Source organism: Sphingomonas oligophenolica (assembly GCF_006438955.1).
GTDB classification, from domain to species: domain Bacteria; phylum Pseudomonadota; class Alphaproteobacteria; order Sphingomonadales; family Sphingomonadaceae; genus Sphingomonas; species Sphingomonas oligophenolica_A.
Genome location: NZ_RCZK01000003.1, coordinates 100,772 through 116,889, shown reverse-complemented (window position 1 = coordinate 116,889; position 16,118 = coordinate 100,772). Strand labels below are relative to the sequence as shown.

The 16,118-nt window shown below is 67.7% G+C and carries 16 protein-coding genes and 1 pseudogene; 6 read left to right on the top strand and 11 right to left on the bottom strand.

All coding sequences use genetic code 11. The features are described from left to right. Positions 1 to 4: 4 nt before the first annotated feature. A complete protein-coding gene (gene xseA / locus EAH84_RS05250; RefSeq protein ID WP_140868813.1) occupies positions 5 to 1,408 on the bottom strand; it encodes an exodeoxyribonuclease VII large subunit in 1,404 nt (467 codons plus the stop codon). On the opposite strand from xseA, the gene purD reads away from it, so the two are divergent. Together purD and EAH84_RS05240 are read left to right on the top strand one after the other, a co-directional pair. Continuing rightward, positions 1,407 to 2,666, top strand: a complete 1,260-nt coding sequence (gene purD, locus EAH84_RS05245) for a phosphoribosylamine--glycine ligase (protein ID WP_140868811.1) — start codon at positions 1,407 to 1,409, stop codon at positions 2,664 to 2,666. The two genes, xseA and purD, sit on opposite strands and share 2 nt — an antisense overlap. Positions 2,667 to 2,739: 73 nt before the next feature. Further along, positions 2,740 to 3,405: a hypothetical protein gene (locus EAH84_RS05240; protein WP_140868809.1), complete on the top strand. Its 666-nt coding sequence runs from the start codon at positions 2,740 to 2,742 to the stop codon at positions 3,403 to 3,405. Positions 3,406 to 3,571: 166 nt separating this feature from the next. On the opposite strand, the gene EAH84_RS05235 is transcribed toward EAH84_RS05240, so the two are convergent. The 3 genes from EAH84_RS05235 to EAH84_RS05225 form a co-directional block, all read right to left on the bottom strand. Further along, the gene (locus tag EAH84_RS05235; protein WP_140868807.1) at positions 3,572 to 3,874 is read right to left on the bottom strand and encodes a BrnA antitoxin family protein; all 303 of its coding nucleotides are present in this window, start codon (positions 3,872 to 3,874) and stop codon (positions 3,572 to 3,574) included. Between the two features lie 101 nt (positions 3,875 to 3,975). Further along, positions 3,976 to 4,119: a BrnT family toxin gene (locus EAH84_RS16335; protein ID WP_241656476.1), complete on the bottom strand. Its 144-nt coding sequence runs from the start codon at positions 4,117 to 4,119 to the stop codon at positions 3,976 to 3,978. 306 nt (positions 4,120 to 4,425) lie between these two features. Further along, positions 4,426 to 5,754 (bottom strand): hemolysin family protein, encoded by a 1,329-nt coding sequence (locus EAH84_RS05225; RefSeq protein ID WP_140868805.1) that lies wholly within the window; start codon positions 5,752 to 5,754, stop codon positions 4,426 to 4,428. Positions 5,755 to 5,875: 121 nt separating this feature from the next. Between EAH84_RS05225 and EAH84_RS05220 the strand changes: the two genes are divergently transcribed. Then, a complete protein-coding gene (locus EAH84_RS05220) occupies positions 5,876 to 6,550 on the top strand; it encodes an OmpA family protein (protein WP_140868803.1) in 675 nt (224 codons plus the stop codon). A gap of 3 nt (positions 6,551 to 6,553) precedes the next feature. Here the strand turns inward: EAH84_RS05220 and EAH84_RS05215 are convergent, their stop codons facing one another. Together EAH84_RS05215 and EAH84_RS05210 are read right to left on the bottom strand one after the other, a co-directional pair. Next, complete coding sequence (locus tag EAH84_RS05215; protein ID WP_140869265.1) at positions 6,554 to 6,982, bottom strand: nucleoside deaminase; 429 nt, start codon at positions 6,980 to 6,982, stop codon at positions 6,554 to 6,556. A 76-nt stretch (positions 6,983 to 7,058) separates the two neighbouring features. After that, the gene (locus EAH84_RS05210) at positions 7,059 to 7,268 is read right to left on the bottom strand and encodes a hypothetical protein (protein WP_140868801.1); all 210 of its coding nucleotides are present in this window, start codon (positions 7,266 to 7,268) and stop codon (positions 7,059 to 7,061) included. 158 nt (positions 7,269 to 7,426) lie between these two features. Here EAH84_RS05210 and rpmB point away from each other — a divergent pair, with 158 nt between their 5' ends. Beyond that, the gene (gene rpmB / locus EAH84_RS05205) at positions 7,427 to 7,723 is read left to right on the top strand and encodes a 50S ribosomal protein L28 (protein WP_140868799.1); all 297 of its coding nucleotides are present in this window, start codon (positions 7,427 to 7,429) and stop codon (positions 7,721 to 7,723) included. 65 nt (positions 7,724 to 7,788) lie between these two features. On the opposite strand, the gene EAH84_RS05200 is transcribed toward rpmB, so the two are convergent. After that, the gene (locus EAH84_RS05200) at positions 7,789 to 8,778 is read right to left on the bottom strand and encodes an esterase-like activity of phytase family protein (protein ID WP_140868797.1); all 990 of its coding nucleotides are present in this window, start codon (positions 8,776 to 8,778) and stop codon (positions 7,789 to 7,791) included. Between the two features lie 167 nt (positions 8,779 to 8,945). Between EAH84_RS05200 and EAH84_RS05195 the strand changes: the two genes are divergently transcribed. Continuing rightward, positions 8,946 to 9,302 (top strand): glycine zipper 2TM domain-containing protein, encoded by a 357-nt coding sequence (locus EAH84_RS05195; RefSeq protein WP_140868795.1) that lies wholly within the window; start codon positions 8,946 to 8,948, stop codon positions 9,300 to 9,302. Between the two features lie 105 nt (positions 9,303 to 9,407). Here EAH84_RS05195 and phbB read toward each other — a convergent pair whose 3' ends face one another. The 4 genes and pseudogenes from phbB to EAH84_RS05175 all read right to left on the bottom strand — a co-directional run bounded on the left by phbB (position 9,408) and on the right by EAH84_RS05175 (position 15,131). Continuing rightward, complete coding sequence (gene phbB / locus EAH84_RS05190; RefSeq protein ID WP_140868793.1) at positions 9,408 to 10,130, bottom strand: acetoacetyl-CoA reductase; 723 nt, start codon at positions 10,128 to 10,130, stop codon at positions 9,408 to 9,410. 27 nt (positions 10,131 to 10,157) lie between these two features. Further along, complete coding sequence (gene hemH, locus EAH84_RS05185; RefSeq protein WP_140868790.1) at positions 10,158 to 11,165, bottom strand: ferrochelatase; 1,008 nt, start codon at positions 11,163 to 11,165, stop codon at positions 10,158 to 10,160. Next, entirely contained in the window at positions 11,162 to 13,375 is a 2,214-nt protein-coding gene (locus EAH84_RS05180) for a molybdopterin cofactor-binding domain-containing protein (RefSeq protein ID WP_140868788.1), read from the bottom strand. Before EAH84_RS05180 ends, hemH begins: the two co-directional genes overlap by 4 nt. A 39-nt stretch (positions 13,376 to 13,414) precedes the next feature. After that, positions 13,415 to 15,131, bottom strand: a pseudogene (locus EAH84_RS05175) (class I adenylate-forming enzyme family protein). 98 nt (positions 15,132 to 15,229) lie between these two features. On the opposite strand from EAH84_RS05175, the gene lgt reads away from it, so the two are divergent. Continuing rightward, on the top strand, positions 15,230 to 16,093 hold the full coding sequence (gene lgt / locus EAH84_RS05170; RefSeq protein WP_140869262.1) for a prolipoprotein diacylglyceryl transferase: 864 nt from the start codon (positions 15,230 to 15,232) through the stop codon (positions 16,091 to 16,093). Positions 16,094 to 16,118: the final 25 nt, after the last annotated feature.

Genomic DNA, 16,118 nt, shown 5'->3' with positions numbered 1-16,118 from the left:
GGCGCTAGAGCAGCGTCGGCTGGTCGGGTTTGGCGGCAGTGTAGGCGCGCGGCTTGCGCGGCTCAACCGTCGTGCCTTCGACCGCCGCATCGACGCGATCGCCATGCGCGAAGTGGAGCGTCACCGCGCCTGCCTTGCGCACCGCCGCCGACGACGACAGCGTCGCGCCGTCGCCCCGCGCAGTAACACGGGCATAGCCCCGGTCGAGCACATGGTCGGGATTGAGCGACCGGATCAGCCGCCACGTCGCGTCGAGCGCATCGCGGGCCTTGGCGTGACGCTGCTGCAGGATCGCGGGGCGCAGCGCGCCGGTCGCGCCGTCGAGCACGCGGCGCGCCGCGGTCACCCGCCGTTCGAGCCCACGATCGAGCCGCGCCCCCACCTCGTCGGCACGTTGGCGCTGCGGCCCCAACAACGCATCTCGCTTCGGCAGCAGCCGCGCGCCCGCATCCAGCCGCTCGCGCCCGCGCTCGATATAGCGCTGTGCGCAGCGTTCGGTCCGCGCGGCGTGGCTCTGCACGGTGTAGCGCAGGTCGGCGAGCACCGGCACCGCGATCTCCGCCGCCGCAGTGGGCGTCGGCGCGCGGCGATCGGCGGCATGGTCGCACAGCGTCGTGTCGGTCTCATGCCCGACCGCCGAGATGATCGGGATCGAGCACCCCGCAACCGCGCGCACCACGACCTCTTCGTTGAACGCCCACAGATCCTCGATCGACCCGCCCCCGCGCGCGACGATGACCAGGTCGGGGCGGGGCACCGGACCACCCGGCTCGATCGCATCGAACCCGCGCACCGCCGCGGCGATCTCGGCGGCTGATCCGTCACCCTGCACTTTGACCGGCCACACCAGCACGTGGGTCGGGCAGCGATCCTCCAACCGATGCAGGATATCGCGGATCACCGCGCCGGTCGGGCTGGTCACCACCCCGATCACGCGCGGCATGAACGGCAACGCCCGCTTGCGCTCGCTCGCAAACAGCCCCTCCGCCGTCAGCGACGCCTTCAGCTTCTCGAGCAGCGCCATCAGCGCCCCCGCGCCCGCCAACTCCATCCGCTCGATCACGATCTGGTATTTCGACCGCCCCGGATAGGTGGTGAGCTTGCCCGTCGCGATCACCTCGATCCCGTCCTGCGGCACGAACGCGAGCCCGCCCGCATTCCCCTTCCAGATCACCCCGTCGATGACCGCGCTTTCGTCCTTGAGGCTGAGGTAACAATGCCCTGATGCTACGCGCTTATACCCCGAAATCTCGCCGCGCAGCCGGACATGACCGAACTCGCCCTCGACCATCCGCTTCAGCCGCCCCGCCAGTTCGCCGACCGACAGCGCGAGCGCGTTGTCGCCGGGGACGGGCTCGGCTACCAGCCGCCCGGTTGTCGTCGCGGTGGAATCGAAGGGATCGGGCATGAACATCCTGTTGTTGGGATCGGGCGGTCGCGAACACGCGCTCGCGTGGAAACTGGCGCAGTCGCCCCTGCTAGATACGCTCTACGCCGCCCCCGGCAACCCCGGCATCGCGCGCCATGCGACCTGCGTCACGCTCGATGCGACCGATCACGCCAGCGTCGTCGCCTTCGCCCGCGCCCATGATGTCGCGCTCGTCGTGATCGGTCCCGAAGCCCCGCTGGTCGACGGCCTCGCCGACACCCTGCGCGCCGCGGGCATCGCGGTGTTCGGCCCCGACCGCGCCGCCGCGCAGCTCGAAGGATCGAAGGGCTTCACCAAGGACCTGTGCCGCCGCGCCAACATCCCGACCGCGGGCTATATCCGCTGCACCACCCGCGACGGGGCGGAAGCCGCGCTCGCCAACGTCTTCGGCCTCCCCGTCGTGATCAAGGCCGACGGCCTCGCCGCGGGCAAGGGCGTCTTCATCGCCTATGCGCAAGCCGAGGCGACCGCCGCGCTCGACGCGCTCTACGCCAATGGCGACGCCGCGGTCGTGATCGAGGAATTCCTCGACGGCGAAGAGGCGAGCCTGTTCGTCCTAACCGACGGGACGACCCTGCTCCCCTTCGGCACCGCGCAGGATCACAAGCGCGTCGGCGAGGGCGATACCGGCCCCAACACCGGCGGCATGGGCGCCTACAGCCCAGCGCGCGTCCTCACTCCGGAACTCGAAGCGCGCGCGATCGCCGAGATCGTCGAACCCACGATCCGCGCGCTCGCCGCGGACGGCACGCCGTTCAGCGGCGTCCTCTACGCGGGCCTGATGCTCACCGCGCAGGGTCCGAAGCTCATCGAATATAACGCGCGCTTCGGCGATCCCGAATGCCAGGTGCTGATGATGCGCTTCGACGGCGATCTCGCCGAAACGCTGCTCGCGGTCGCGCAAGGACGGCTCGTCGAGATCCCCGGCGCGCGCTTCGCCGACGACACCGCGCTCGTCGTGGTGATGGCGGCCAACGGCTATCCTGCCACGCTCCAACTCGGCGGCGCGATCCACGGGCTGGATGCTGCGGCAGCCACCGGCGCAACGGTGTTCCAGGCGGGCACCCGCATCGAGAACGACACGCTGGTCGCATCGGGCGGCCGCGTTCTGGGCGTCACCGCGCGCGGTCCCGACGTCCAGGCCGCGCACGCCGCCGCGTACCGCGCGGTCGACGCGATCGATTTCCCCACCGGCTTCTGTCGCCGCGACATCGGCTGGCGCGAACTGGCGCGGTGACGCGCCGCGCCGCTGCCACGCCCCGTCGAGAATGTCCCTCGCAGCGCCGGGCGGCGCGCGCTAGGACGGCGCGATGAACGACAATACCCCGATGACCTCCGCCTCCGGCGCGAGCCTGATCCCCGATGGCATCAGCGCCCTCACCACTGCGCATTTTGCGATCATGGCGATCTTCGCCGCGTTCGTCGTGTTCGGGATCATCTGGGGCATCCGCCTCCGTCACGCGCGCCGCCAGGCAAACCGGACGATCGTCGCCGACAACGCCGACATCGCGCATCGCCGCGACGCGGATCACCAACCGACCACCCCCGCCGCCGCGCCACCGCCGGAGACTGACGAAGCCCTGCCGAGCGACCCCGCACCCCTCGCCAACGAGCCGATCCCCGCCGCCGCCCCGTTCGAGGCGAGCCCCGCGATCGACGAGACAGTTCCGCACCCGACCCCCGCCCCCGACACCACAATTCCAGCCGCCGCGATTCCGGCCGCCACGATGTCAGCCAACGCGATCCCCGTCACCACGCTCAAAGGCCTCGGCCCCAAGGTCGCCGCGCGCCTCGCCGAACTCGGCATCACCGACGCCCGCCAGCTCGCCGCGCTCGACGACCACGAAGCCGCCGCCCTCGACGCCCAGCTAGGCGCGTTCGCAGGCCGCATGGCGCGCGACCGCTGGATCGACCAGGCCCGCCTCCTCGCCGCGGGCGACACCGAAGGCTACAAAGCGACCTTCGGAAATCTTTGACGCGCGTCGGCGGCCATTTAGCGGCAACGCCCGTTCCTGGCTCGCCCCTCTCTTTCAGAAAGGGAGCAGGATTATTGATAGCCGCAAATGGGCACTCTTGTCGCTTCAGCCCACGCCCACCGCGTCATAAAACCGCCGCCGAGCGATTTCGTAAAAAGCCGTGCCGCTATTGGGAAAGCTTGGCATGGCGTAGCGCCTCGTTGATCCGCGATTGCCAGCCCGGCCCGGTGGCCTTGAACTTTGCGATGACGTCTTGGTCGAGGCGAATCGAAATCGGCTGTTTGGGGTTATCCGAACGCGGACGCCCCCCGACATTCTTGCGCATCTTCGCCGCAAGATCAGGGAAGGCTTCGGCAAAAGGCCGGGCGTCTGCAAGCTGTTGATCGGTTGCTTCCGGTGCGTCCGGATCGCTGGCGATCATCTGTTGAACGCGGGCCTCCTCGGCATCGCTGATTTTTGTCGCGGTCATAGCGAACTCCTTTCCTTCCGGCTTGCGGGACGCATCGAGATGACGGAAATCGCTTCGGACCCGAGCAGCGCATACACCACCGCAATCGTGCCATCGGCCAGTCAACCGATCGCGATGTAGCGACCATCCTTTGCCGGTGCCGTGATCGCCTCGAGAAAGAACCATTCGTCGAGGTCGGCAAAGTCGAGATCGTGCTTTGCCAGATTGCGTTGACGCTTCGGCTCGTCCCACACGATCATCCTCATCGGTTAGCGTATATACGATAACCGCACATCCGCCAAGCCTGGCACCTCGTCATCCGTCGTAGAATCGTGCGGCAACCCACGAAACGATCGCTGTCCTACACGCGTCTCCGCTGTCATGCTCCGTCCGACGCTCTTTCCCACCGTTGATCCACGCACCGCCGTCGGCACCCCGCGACGCCGACCCGTTGCCCTCGGTTCGTCGCATTTTCGCCCCTTACGTCGCGTGAACTTCGTTACCTTTGGGCGCGATCACTCGCGTCGATAGCATGACCTTCCGTGAACTTCCGCACTCCAATCGGCGGCGCTTCAGTCTTCCACCGTCTCGACCGCGCTCACCAGCAGCTTGTCGATCCGCCGCCCGTCGAGGTCGACGACCTCGAACCGCCAGCCCTGTTCTTCGAACGTCTCGCCCTCGCGCGGCAGATGCCGGAACGCGGCGAGCGCCAGCCCCGCGACGGTCGCATAGTCGCGATCCTCGGGCAGCTCGATCCCGAGCCGTTCGGCGAGCGCATCCGCGGCCATCGTCCCCGCGACCAGCAGCGATCCGTCGTCGCGCTCGACCACGCTCGGCGCCTCGTCGGGGTCGGTGTCCGACTTGAATTCCCCCGCGATCGCCGCGAGCAGGTCGGCGGGGGTCACGATCCCTTCGAAATGCCCGTATTCGTCGTGGATCAGCGCCATCGGCACCTCCGCCTCGCGCAGCGCGATCAGCGCGTCCATCGCGTCGATCTGGTCGATCACCACCGGCGCCTTGCGCATCAGCGCGGCCAGGTCGATCTCCTCGCCGCGGAACAGCGCGCGCGCGATGTCGCGCGCCTGGACGACGCCGAGCACCGTATCGATCGACCCGTCCGCCACGGGCAGCCGGGTGTGCGCGGTTTCGAGCAGCGTCGCGCGAATCGCGTCGGCATCCCAGCCCAGATCGAGCCAGTCGACCTCGGTCCGCGGTGTCATCACCTCGCGCACCGGGCGATCCGCGAGCCGGACCACGCCCGAGATGATCGAGCGTTCATGCTCCGCGATCACCCCCGATTTCGATGCCTCCGCGACGATCAGGTGCAATTCCTCGGCGGTGACATGCTCGTCCGATTCGCGTTTCAGCCCCAGCAGCCGGAAAAACAGCGCGCTGGTCGAATCGAGCAGCCACACGATCGGTTTGGTCGCGACCGCGAGCCACGTCATCGGCAGCGCCATGATCGCCGCGATCGGTTCGGGTTTGCGGAGCGCGAATTGCTTGGGGATCAATTCGCCGACGATCAGCGACACGAAGGTCGTGACCCCGATCACCAGCGCCAGCCCCGCGCTGCGCGCGGTATCGGGGGCCAGCCCCAGCGCCTCGAGCCTGAGCGCGGTCGGTTGCCCCAGCGCCTCGCCCGAAAACGCGCCCGCCAGCACGCTGATCAGCGTGATTCCGATCTGGACGGTCGACAGGAACTTGCCGGGGTTCGCCGCCAGCACGATCGCGACCGCCGCGCCGCGCCGCAGGCCCGTGCTGCCGCTGCGCGCCATCGCCTCGAGCCGCGCCTTGCGCGACGAGACGATCGCCAGTTCGCTCATCGAAAACACGCCGTTCACCGCGACCAGCGCGAGGATGATCAGCACGTCGATCCAGGGGAAGGGGGGAAGCGGTGCCATTGGCGTCCCCCTCTTTGCCGCACGTTGCGCGCGACCACAACCATCAGCTGCCATTCAGACCGGAAGCGGAACAATCGGGTGGGCCGTCTGGTTATACCGGCATCAGTAAGGGAGTAAGTCAGTGAAAACCAAATTTCTCGCCGCCGCGGCGCTCGCCGCGCTCGTCACCACCAGCGCCTGCACGACCGATCCGGTCACCGGCGAACGCCGCATTTCGAAGGCCGCGATCGGCGGCATCGGTGGTGTCGTCGGCGGCTATCTGCTCGGCGACCTGGTCGGCGGTCGCAACGATCGCACCGAAAAGATTATTGGCGCGGGGATCGGCGGGCTCGCCGGGGCCGGGATCGGCGCGTACATGGACAAGCAGGAACGCGATCTGCGCGCGCGCACCGCGGGCACCGATGTTCGCGTGACCCGCGACGGCGACAATCTGGTCCTCAACATCCCGTCGGGGATCACCTTCGCCTATGACAGCGCGAACGTGCAGCCGCAATTCCAGCGCACGCTCGATCAGGTTTCCGACACGCTCAAGCAATATAACCAGACCTATATCGACGTGTACGGCCATACCGATTCGACCGGCAGCGATGCGTATAACCAGACGCTGTCCGAACAGCGCGCCGCCTCGGTCGCGAGCTATCTCGAAAGCCGCGGCGTCCAGTCGGCACGGATCGGGACACGCGGCTATGGCGAAAGCCAGCCGATCGCGTCGAACGACACCGACGCCGGGCGCGCCGCGAATCGCCGGGTCGAGATCAAGATCGTGCCGATTCCCGAAACCGACGTTCGCCGCTGACGCTCAGCGGCGCTCGGCGAAAAACCCGCGCAGGATCGCCGCGGCTTCGGCCTCGGCGATCCCCGCATAGACATCGGGGCGGTGGTGACAGGTCGGCTGCGTGAAGATGCGGGCGCCATGCTCCACCGCCCCGCCTTTGGGGTCGGCCGCGGCATAATAGAGCCGGGCGATCCGGGCATGCGCGATCGCCCCCGCGCACATCGCGCAGGGTTCCAGCGTGACCCACAGGTCGCAATCGTCGAGCCGCTCGCGGCCCAGCGCCGCCGCGGCCGCGCGAATCACGCGGATCTCGGCATGCGCGGTCGGATCGTGAAGGCGCCGCGGCGCGTTGCCCGCGGTCGCGACCACCCGTCCGGCTTGGACGATAACCGCCCCGACCGGCACCTCGCCCGCCGCCGCTGCGGCGCGCGCGGCATCGAGCGCCAGGCGCATCGGTTCGGGCAGCGGGATCATCGCGCTCGCCGTGGCGCGCGGGCGACGTGGGGTTCCACGCCGCCGACGCCCGCGTTTACTGCGGGTTGCCGGGCTTCTGGACGTTGACGGTGGGCACCGCCACGGTCTTGTTCTCGGTGCCGACCGACACCCGCGCCACGTCGGCCTGGAATTGCGGGGTCTGGATCGCACCAGCACGGGTCTGGTCGATGTTGATCAGCCCGAAATACATCAGGCCCGCAACGATGAGGGCGATCAGCCCGAGCAGGACGAGTAGCGTACGCATGAAATCATTCCCCTTTGTCCGTGGGATCGTAGGCGTAACAACGCGGTCCCGCCAGTGGGGTTGCACGTCCCCACGGTTGACGCCCGCGCCCCCAGCGGCTATCCGCGCCCCCTTTCCGGGGTAAACCCGGGCACAGGCCGAACTTCAGGAATTCAACCATGTCGCGCATTTGCGAGCTGACCGGCAAGGGCCGGCAGGTGGGAAACAATGTTTCGCACGCCAACAACAAGACCAAGCGGACCTTTCTGCCCAACCTGCAGAATGTGACGCTGATCTCCGACAGCCTCGAAAAGGGCGTCAAGCTGCGCGTTTCGACGCACGGGCTGCGCTCGGTCGAGCATAATGGCGGCCTCGACAACTGGCTGCTGAAGACCAGCGAGGACAAGCTGTCGCTGCGCTGCCGTCGCCTGAAGCGCGAGATCGCGAAGAAGAGCACCGCCGCCGCCGCGGCCTGATTTGCGCTTCGAGCGATTCGATACGGCCCGTCGCTCCCGGAGCGGCGGGCCGTCGCCGTCTCGGGCTATCGCGCGTCCAGCCTGAATTTCAGCAGCAACGTCCGCTGCAGGGCCGACTGGTTGTCGTCGGACACGATCCAGATCATCGTCGCGTCACGTTCGCGCGTCACCGCGATCCCTTCGAAATTCTCGCCGATCAGCGGCGCGCCCAGCGTCGCGATCGTCTCCGGCACCACGACTGCGCCCGCGCGGATACGCGCGGCGCGCACCCGCGTGATTCGTGTGACGAATCGGAACGGGAGCACGAACTTTCGGTTGAGCAGCAGCACGTCGCCGTTGGGCAGCGCCGCCGCATCCGAGATATCGTACCGCCGCTGCTCGACCACCGCGAACCGCCGGGGATGCGGATCGGCGACCGGATCGTGCGCGAAGATCAGCGCATCGCGCGTCTTCAATCGCGCCTTCTCGCTGCCCTCCCACCGGCGCTTCGGGGAATGCGACATCTCGCTGATCGTCAGGAACCGTCCATCGGGCAGCGCCACGAGGGATTCGGGGCCGCCATTCGCTGACCACGCGCGCATTGCCTTGGGCGCGATCCACGCGTCGGCGCGGGCAAAGCCCGCATCATACCGCCAGATCTGGTTATAGCCTTCGAAGCCGACCCAGACATGGCGTTCGTCGGTCGCCATCGATTCGGAATCACGGTCCCGCTTCTCCCATCCGGTTCCGGGACCGGCGGGCAGATTCGCGCCGCTCGCGTCGCGCGGCTGCCAGTCCTCCCCCATCGAAAAGCGCAGGATATTGCCCCCATCGCTCAGCAAGGTGAACCGGTCCCCCGCGACCGCGAGCGACGAATAGCCCCCGAACGCCGGATCGCTCCCCGTCAGTTCGACCCCGCCGATGTAGGTCAGGCCGCCCAACCGCGCCCGCGTCGCATCGTGCGCGACGCGCCGCGCCGCGACAGTCAATCCAGGTCCGAGCAGGTCGAGCCTGGTCTCCCCGGTCCAGCTAGGCACGACCAGCAGCACGGCCAGGATGACGAAAAGGACGCGCACGATCCGGTCGTCATAGCCGTCGTTTCGCCGGGCGATAGTCTGAACCCGCGATAACGGACGCATTCAGCCTCTGCTCAACGCGGTACCGGCATAACGCCGCCATCGACGACGGAGGCGCGGCCCCGCAAGGCCGCCACCGCCGACAGGATTTTTACGGGAGAACAGCCATGTTCAAAACACTATCCCTTACCGGTGCCGCAGTGGCCATGAGCGCGACCGCGCTCGTTCCGGCAGCCCCTGCGATGGCGCAACGTGGCTATTACAACAGCCGCGGCTACGATCGGGGCTATCAGGACAATGGCCGCACCTATCGCGGCGAGAACTATCGCAGCTACCGCGCGCGCCAGAAGTGCAACGACGGCGACGGCGGCACCATCGTCGGCGCGATTGCCGGTGGGTTGCTCGGCCACACCGTTGCCGGCCGCAACGATCGTCTTCTCGGTACCGTCCTCGGCGCTGGCGCAGGGGCCCTTGCGGGCCGCGCCATCGATCGATCGGACCGACCCGGATACTGCCGCCGCTAAGCGGCAGTGCTTATCCCTCGCGTAGCGTATCGAGGGCGGGGGTCCGGCTCGCAAGAGCCGGGCCCCTAGTTTTGTCGGGGCCGGGACACGGCCCGCCGACGGCGGTCAATACATATGCTGTCCGCCGTTGATGCTCAGCGTCGAACCGGTCACGAACCCCCCGTCTTCCGAACACAGGAACACCACGCCGCGCGCGATCTCGTGCGCCTGGCCCAATCGCCCGACCGGAATCTTCGCGACGATCTTCTCGAGCACGTCGGCGGGAACCGCGGCGACCATGTCGGTGTCGATATAGCCCGGCGCGATCGCGTTGACCGTCACCCCGGCGCGTGCGCCCTCCTGCGCCAGCGCCTTGGTGAAGCCGTGGATGCCCGATTTGGCGGCCGCGTAATTGACCTGGCCATATTGCCCGGCCTGGCCGTTGATCGACCCGATGTTGACGATCCGCCCCCATTTGCGCTCGCGCATGCCAGCGAACGTCGCCTTGGCCATGTTGAAACACCCGCCGAGGTTCGTGTCGATCACCTCTTTCCAGGCCTGGTACGTCATCTTCAGGATCGTGCCGTCGCGGGTGATTCCGGCGTTATTGACGACGATGTCGACCGGCCCCAGTTGCTCGGCTACCGTCGCGCATCCCGCCTGGCAGGCGTCGAAATCGCCGACATCCCATTTGAACGTCGCGATCCCCGTGCGGTCGGAGAATTCCTCGGCGCGCGCGTTATTGCCCGCATAGCTCGCGGCGACAACGACCCCGGTTTCCTTCAGCGCGAGGCTGATCGCCTCGCCGATTCCGCGAGTCCCGCCGGTAACGATCGCCACGCGTGCCATTCATGCTCTCCCAAGCCGATTCTTCGATCAGTCCGGGGATACCCAGCCTTGTAGCTCTCGCGCAATCATGCGCCGCAGCATGGCGATGCCGCCAGGGGTGTCGTTGAGACAGGTAAGATAGGCAAAATCGGTCCCGCCCGCCTCGATGAAGCTCTCGCGTCCTCGGATCGCAAGTTCCTCGAGCGTTTCGAGGCAGTCCGCCGAAAATCCCGGGGCCAGGATCGCGACCTTCTTAACCCCCGCCGCGGGCAGCACCGCCAGCGTCGCGTCGGTCGCGGGTTGGAGCCATTGCGCGCGCCCGAATCGCGACTGGAACGCGATCGTAACCTCGCGACCGAGCGCCTCTCCCAACAGCCGCGCGGTCTTCTGACAGTGGCAATGATAGGGATCGCCCAGCTCCAGTGTCCGTTGCGGCATCCCGTGGAAGCTCGCAATCAGCGCATCGGGGACGAAATCGAGCGCCGCCAATCCCGTCGCGACCGATTCCTTCAGCGCCGCGATATAGCCGGGATCGTCATGATAGGGCGGCAGCGTCCGGATCGCGGGCTGCCAGCGCATCGTCGCGAGCTGCGCGAACGCCTTGTCGTTGGCGGTCGCGGTCGTCGCCGCGCAATATTGCGGATAAAGCGGCGCGAGCAATATCCGCTCGCATCCCGCCGCCTTCATCGCGGCGATCCGGTCGGGGATCGACGGGTTGCCATAGCGCATGGCCCAATCGACCATCACGCTCTCGCCGAACGCACCCTGTAACCGTGCGCTCTGCAACTTGGTGATCGCGGCGAGCGGCGAGCCGTCGTCGCGCCAGACCAAGCTATAGGCGTGCGCCGATTTCTTGGGCCGGGTCTGCAGGATGATCCCGCGTAGGATCGGCTGCCACGCGAACGCGGGCAGCTCGACGACGCGCCGATCGGACAGAAATTCGCCGAGATAGCGTTTGACCGATTTCGCGTCGGGAGCGTCGGGAGTGCCGAGGTTCATCAGCAGCACGCCGATGCGCGGCCTAGGAATCGGGGGATGATCGGGAGGCAATGTCATGCCCCCGGCCTAAGCGGAAGCGACCGGATGCGATAGCCCGTCGCGGAGTGAAGCGCATTGGCGATCGCGGGCGCGACCGCGGGAACCGCTAGCTCACCGACTCCGCCCGGATCCTCGTCGCTGCGCGCCACGTCGACGATGATATCAGGGGTATCGGCGAGCCGCGGCAGGCCAAGTCCCGCAAAGCCCCGCACGTCGGCAAGCCCGCGGGTAAAGCCGGTCGAAGCGCCCAACGCCTGCGCCATCCCGAACACGAGCCCTCCCTCAATCTGCTGGCGGACGATGTCGGGATTGATCACGCGCCCGCAATCGACCGCGGCAACCAGGCGATCGACCACCGGACGCTGGTCGTCGCCGATATGCGCTTCGGCGAGCACCGCGACATAGCTGCCACGAAACGCATGGCATGCGATCCCCTGCCCGCTGCCCGGGACGCCGCCGTCCCAGCCGCCCAGCGCCGCAACCGTCGACAGGCACCGCGCCAACCGCGCGTCGCCGCCGAGCATCCCGATCCGGTACGACAACGGCTCGTTCCCCGCGACATGCGCGAGTTCGTCGAGGAAACATTCGGTGAAGAATGCGGTGTAGCCATGCGCGCCGCCGCGCAGATGCCCCGTCGGCACACCGATGTCCGCGGGGTGATGATCGATCGCGAAGGCAGGCAGGCGATAGGGCGGCGTCGCGCCCGCAACCGCATAGCGGTCCCCACGCAGACCGATCGAGGCCGCGCTGGTCAACGCCCCCGGCATCACCCGGCTGGCGAGGTCGATGCCGGTCGACGGCGCCGCGATCTTCGCGCTCCAGCCGAGAATCCTGCCGTTCGGCGCAATCCGCGCCGCCATCCGCGCCTTGGCGGGCGGGCGATAGCGGTCATGGAGCGTATCCTCTCCCCGCGACCAGACCAGATTGACCGGGCGGCGCAGCATCACCGCGACCACCGCCGCCTGCTCGGCGACGAGCGGGTCGAGCGTCGCGCCGAACCCGCCGCCGGCCATCACAGGATGGATCACGACCGCGGTCTCGTCGATCCCCGCCGCGCGCGCCGCCGCGGTTCGCGCTGCCGCGGGCGCGGCGGTCGGCAGCCACAGTTCCAGCCGCCCATCGCGATACGCCGCGGTCGCGCTCATCGTCTCGACCGCGGCATGGATACCCACCCCCGCGCTATAGTCCGCGGTCACGAGCGGCGCGCCCTTGAACACGCCCGCCAGATCGCCACCGCTCGCAACCCGCAGCCCAGGGCCGTCGAACGCCGCCAGCAGCGCGGCGTCGATGCTCGCGCTATCGACCCCACTTCCCCGCGTCTCGAACCGCGGCTCGAGCGCGTCGAGCGCGCGTGCCGCCGCCCACCAAGTCGTCGCGATCGCCGCCACCCAGCGCGGATTCCCGACGACCTGCAGCACCCCGCGGATGCGATCCGCCGCGACGCGGTCGACCCGGACCAGCCGCGAATCGCCGATCGGTCCTTGGCGGATCGCCGCATGGACCATGTCGGGTAGCCGGATATCGCCTGCGAAGGTCGCCGATCCGTCGACCTTCGCGGGAACGTCGAGCCGGGGCACCGATTGGCCCGCCAGCCTGCCCGCGCCCTGCCCGCCGATCGGCAGTGGATCGGGCAGCGTTCGCGTCGCGGCATCGGCAGCAAGCTCGGCAAACCGCAGCCGCTTGCCCTCGTGGACGACGAACCCCGCGTCGACGCTGCACGTATCCGCGGCAACGTCCCACCGCGCTGCCGCCGCCTGACGCAGCAGCGCCCGCGCCCCCGCGCCGGCGATGCGACCCGCCTCTTCAAACATCCGGATCGAGGTAGACCCGCCGGTCAGCATCGCCGCGGCGCGCGTCGCAACCGTCCCGAGCACGTCGTCGGGGATTCGCGCAAAACTGCCGTCGAACAGCTCGTCGAGCGCCAGCGGGTTGGCGTAGAGCGGGTTGATCGGCGCTGGTTCGACGCCCACCGTCCGCCAGTCCGCGCCCAGCTCGTCCGCGACGATCTGCGGCAGCGTCGTATAGACGCCCTGGCCGTGTTCGAGCTGCGGCACCGCGACGGTGACATGCCCATCGATACCGATCTTCAGCCATGCGCCGAAGATGGCCTCCCCCGGGCTTGCGACGAGATTGGGCGCGTAATCGCGCGGCCACACCGCCCATGCGACGATCAGGCCGATCCCCGCGCCCCCGCCGACCAGGAGCCCCCTTCTGCTGATCCCCGCCATGCGCCGCGCTCTATCGGGATGCGGCAGGGGTGGAAAGCGCTACGCCGCCTCGCGTGCGGCGAGCGCGCGATAGGTGTTGCGCAGCGAGACCTTGTCGATCTTCTCGGTCCCCAGCCGCGGCAGCGGAACCGCGCTTACCCAGATCCGTCGCGGCACCTTGAACGCGGCGATATGATCGTCGAGAAACGCACAGAGCGTGTCCGCGTCGAGCGCCGCGCCGTCACGCGCATGGACGACCGCACCGGGCACTTCGCCGAAGCGTTCGTCGTCGAGCCCGAACACCGCGGCCTCGGCAACGTCGGGATGCTCGTACAGTGCGGCCTCGACCTCCTGGCAGCTGATGTTCTCGCCGCCGCGGATGATGATATCCTTCTTGCGGTCGACGATGAACAGATAGCCCTCCGGATCGAGATAGCCGATGTCCCCGGTGCGAAAATACGCGTCGTCGGTATAGGCCGCCGCGGTCGCATCGGGCCGGCCCCAATATTCGAGGAAATTGGCGACGCTGCGGATACAGATCTCGCCCCGCTCGCCTTGCGCGACGGCGTTGCCCGCATCGTCGAGGATCGCGAGGTCGACCAGCGGTGCCGACGCGCGACCCGCCGAATTGGGCTTGGCGGTATAGTTCGTCCGCCAGTTGCCGGTGCCGACTCCATTGGTCTCGGTCAGGCCATAGCCGATCAGCGGCGCCCCACCCTTGCCATCTGCCCCCCCCATCTCGTTATCAATCCGCTTGACGTGCTCGACCGGGCGCGGCGCACCGCCCGCGGCGAAATCGGTGACCGACGACAGGTCGTAGTTGGCGCGGTTCGGATGCGTCAGGATCTCGAAACTCATCAGCGGCACGCCGACGAAATAGCTGATCTTCTCCGCCTCGATCAGCCGCATCGCCTCCTCGGCATCCCATTTCTTCATCATCACGATCTTGCGCCCGATCGCGAAGCTCTGGAGCATCATCGGTACTTCAGCGGTGACGTGGAACAGCGGCACCGACAACAGCGTCGAAGGCTGGTCGTCGGAAGCGGTGCCGTCCTGCTGCGCCAAACCTAGCATCATCACCGCTTGCGCCAGATAGTTGAAGACGCCCTGCACCACCCCGCGATGATCCGCGAGCGCCCCCTTCGACTGCCCCGTTGATCCCGAGGTGAACAGGATCGTCGCATGATCGTCCGCGGTCAGCACCGGCAACGCCACCGCGTGGCCGACATCCCCCACGACCCCGGCGAGCGCGCTGGCCAGCGTGCCGGTGTCGTCGATCCCGACGACCGTGGCCGCCAGCCCCTCGACCTCCGCCAGCCGCTGTTCACGCGGGCGATCGGCGAAGATCAGCGAACACTCGACCTCGCCGATCGCGGCGGCAAGCTCATCCGACTGCCACCAACCGTTGAGGAGAGTCGCAACCCCGCCTGCGATGAGAATGCCCATATAGAGCGCGATCCACGCGGGCGAATTGCGCATCGCGATTCCGACGCGATCGCCCTTCGCCATACCGTATCCGGCGATCAGCGCGCGCGACCTGATTCGCCGCCGTGTGCATCTCGGCAAAGCTGATCCGTTCGTCGCCCGCCACCAGAAAGGTCGCGTCGGCGTGCTCATGGCAATAATGCGCGAAATAGGCGGTCAGCGTCGGGGGCGCGGCGGCGATCGTCGGCATGACGACACCGCGGCGCTCGCACGTGCCCAATGCCAGCTGTCCGCCCTCGCCGGTCAGCGCATCCATCATCGTATCCATTCGCTGGTCGAGTTCGGTGCGCATCATTCTCTCCGCTTGGTCTTGTGCCTTGGGTTCATTATGCAGGCGACACAGCCCAGGGGGAAGCCTTGATACCCGAACTCGCCGCCGCCGCCCCCGCCATGTCGACGGGCCATATTCAGTTCGCCGATCTGGGGCTCCACCCCGATATCTTCACGATCGGCTTCTTCACGCTGCGCTGGTACAGCCTCGCCTATATCTCGGGGATCCTGATCGGCTGGTGGTATCTGCTGAAGCTGCTTGCGCAACCGGGTGCGCCGATGGCGCGTCGCCACGCCGACGACCTCGTCTTTTACGCGACGCTCGGGATCATTCTCGGCGGGCGGATCGGCTATGTCCTGTTCTACGCGCCGGACATGATCCTGCACCCGCTGCGCATCCTCCGGCTGTGGGACGGCGGCATGTCGTTCCACGGCGGGGTCATCGGTACGTCGCTCGGGCTGATCCTGTTCGCGCGCAAGCACAAGCTCAACTGGCTGCGCGTCCATGACTATATCGCCTGCTGCGTACCATTCGGACTCTTCTTCGGCCGACTCGCGAATTTCGTGAACGGTGAATTGTGGGGGCGACCCACCGATGCACCGTGGGGGATCGTGTTCGAACGGACCGTACCCTACGGCATGATCGAGCCCGCGCGGCATCCCAGCCAGCTCTACGAAGCGGGGCTTGAGGGAATCGCGCTATTCGCGATCCTGTGGTTCGCGTTCTGGCGCACCCGCGCGCGGTACGAACCCGGCAAGCTCGTCGGGCTGTTCCTCGTCGGCTATGGCCTCGCCCGCTTCACGGTCGAATTCTTCCGCGAACCTGACGCGCAGTTCCGCGGCACGCTGTTCGGCGAATGGGGGTTCCACATGGGCCAGTTCCTCACGCTGCCGATGATTCTTGGCGGGCTCTATCTGATCCTCACCGCCGCCAAACGCCGCACCCGCGTCGAGCCGACCTGGGGAACCGAGAGCGTGGCCTAGCATCCGTCATGCCGTACCGAGCCCG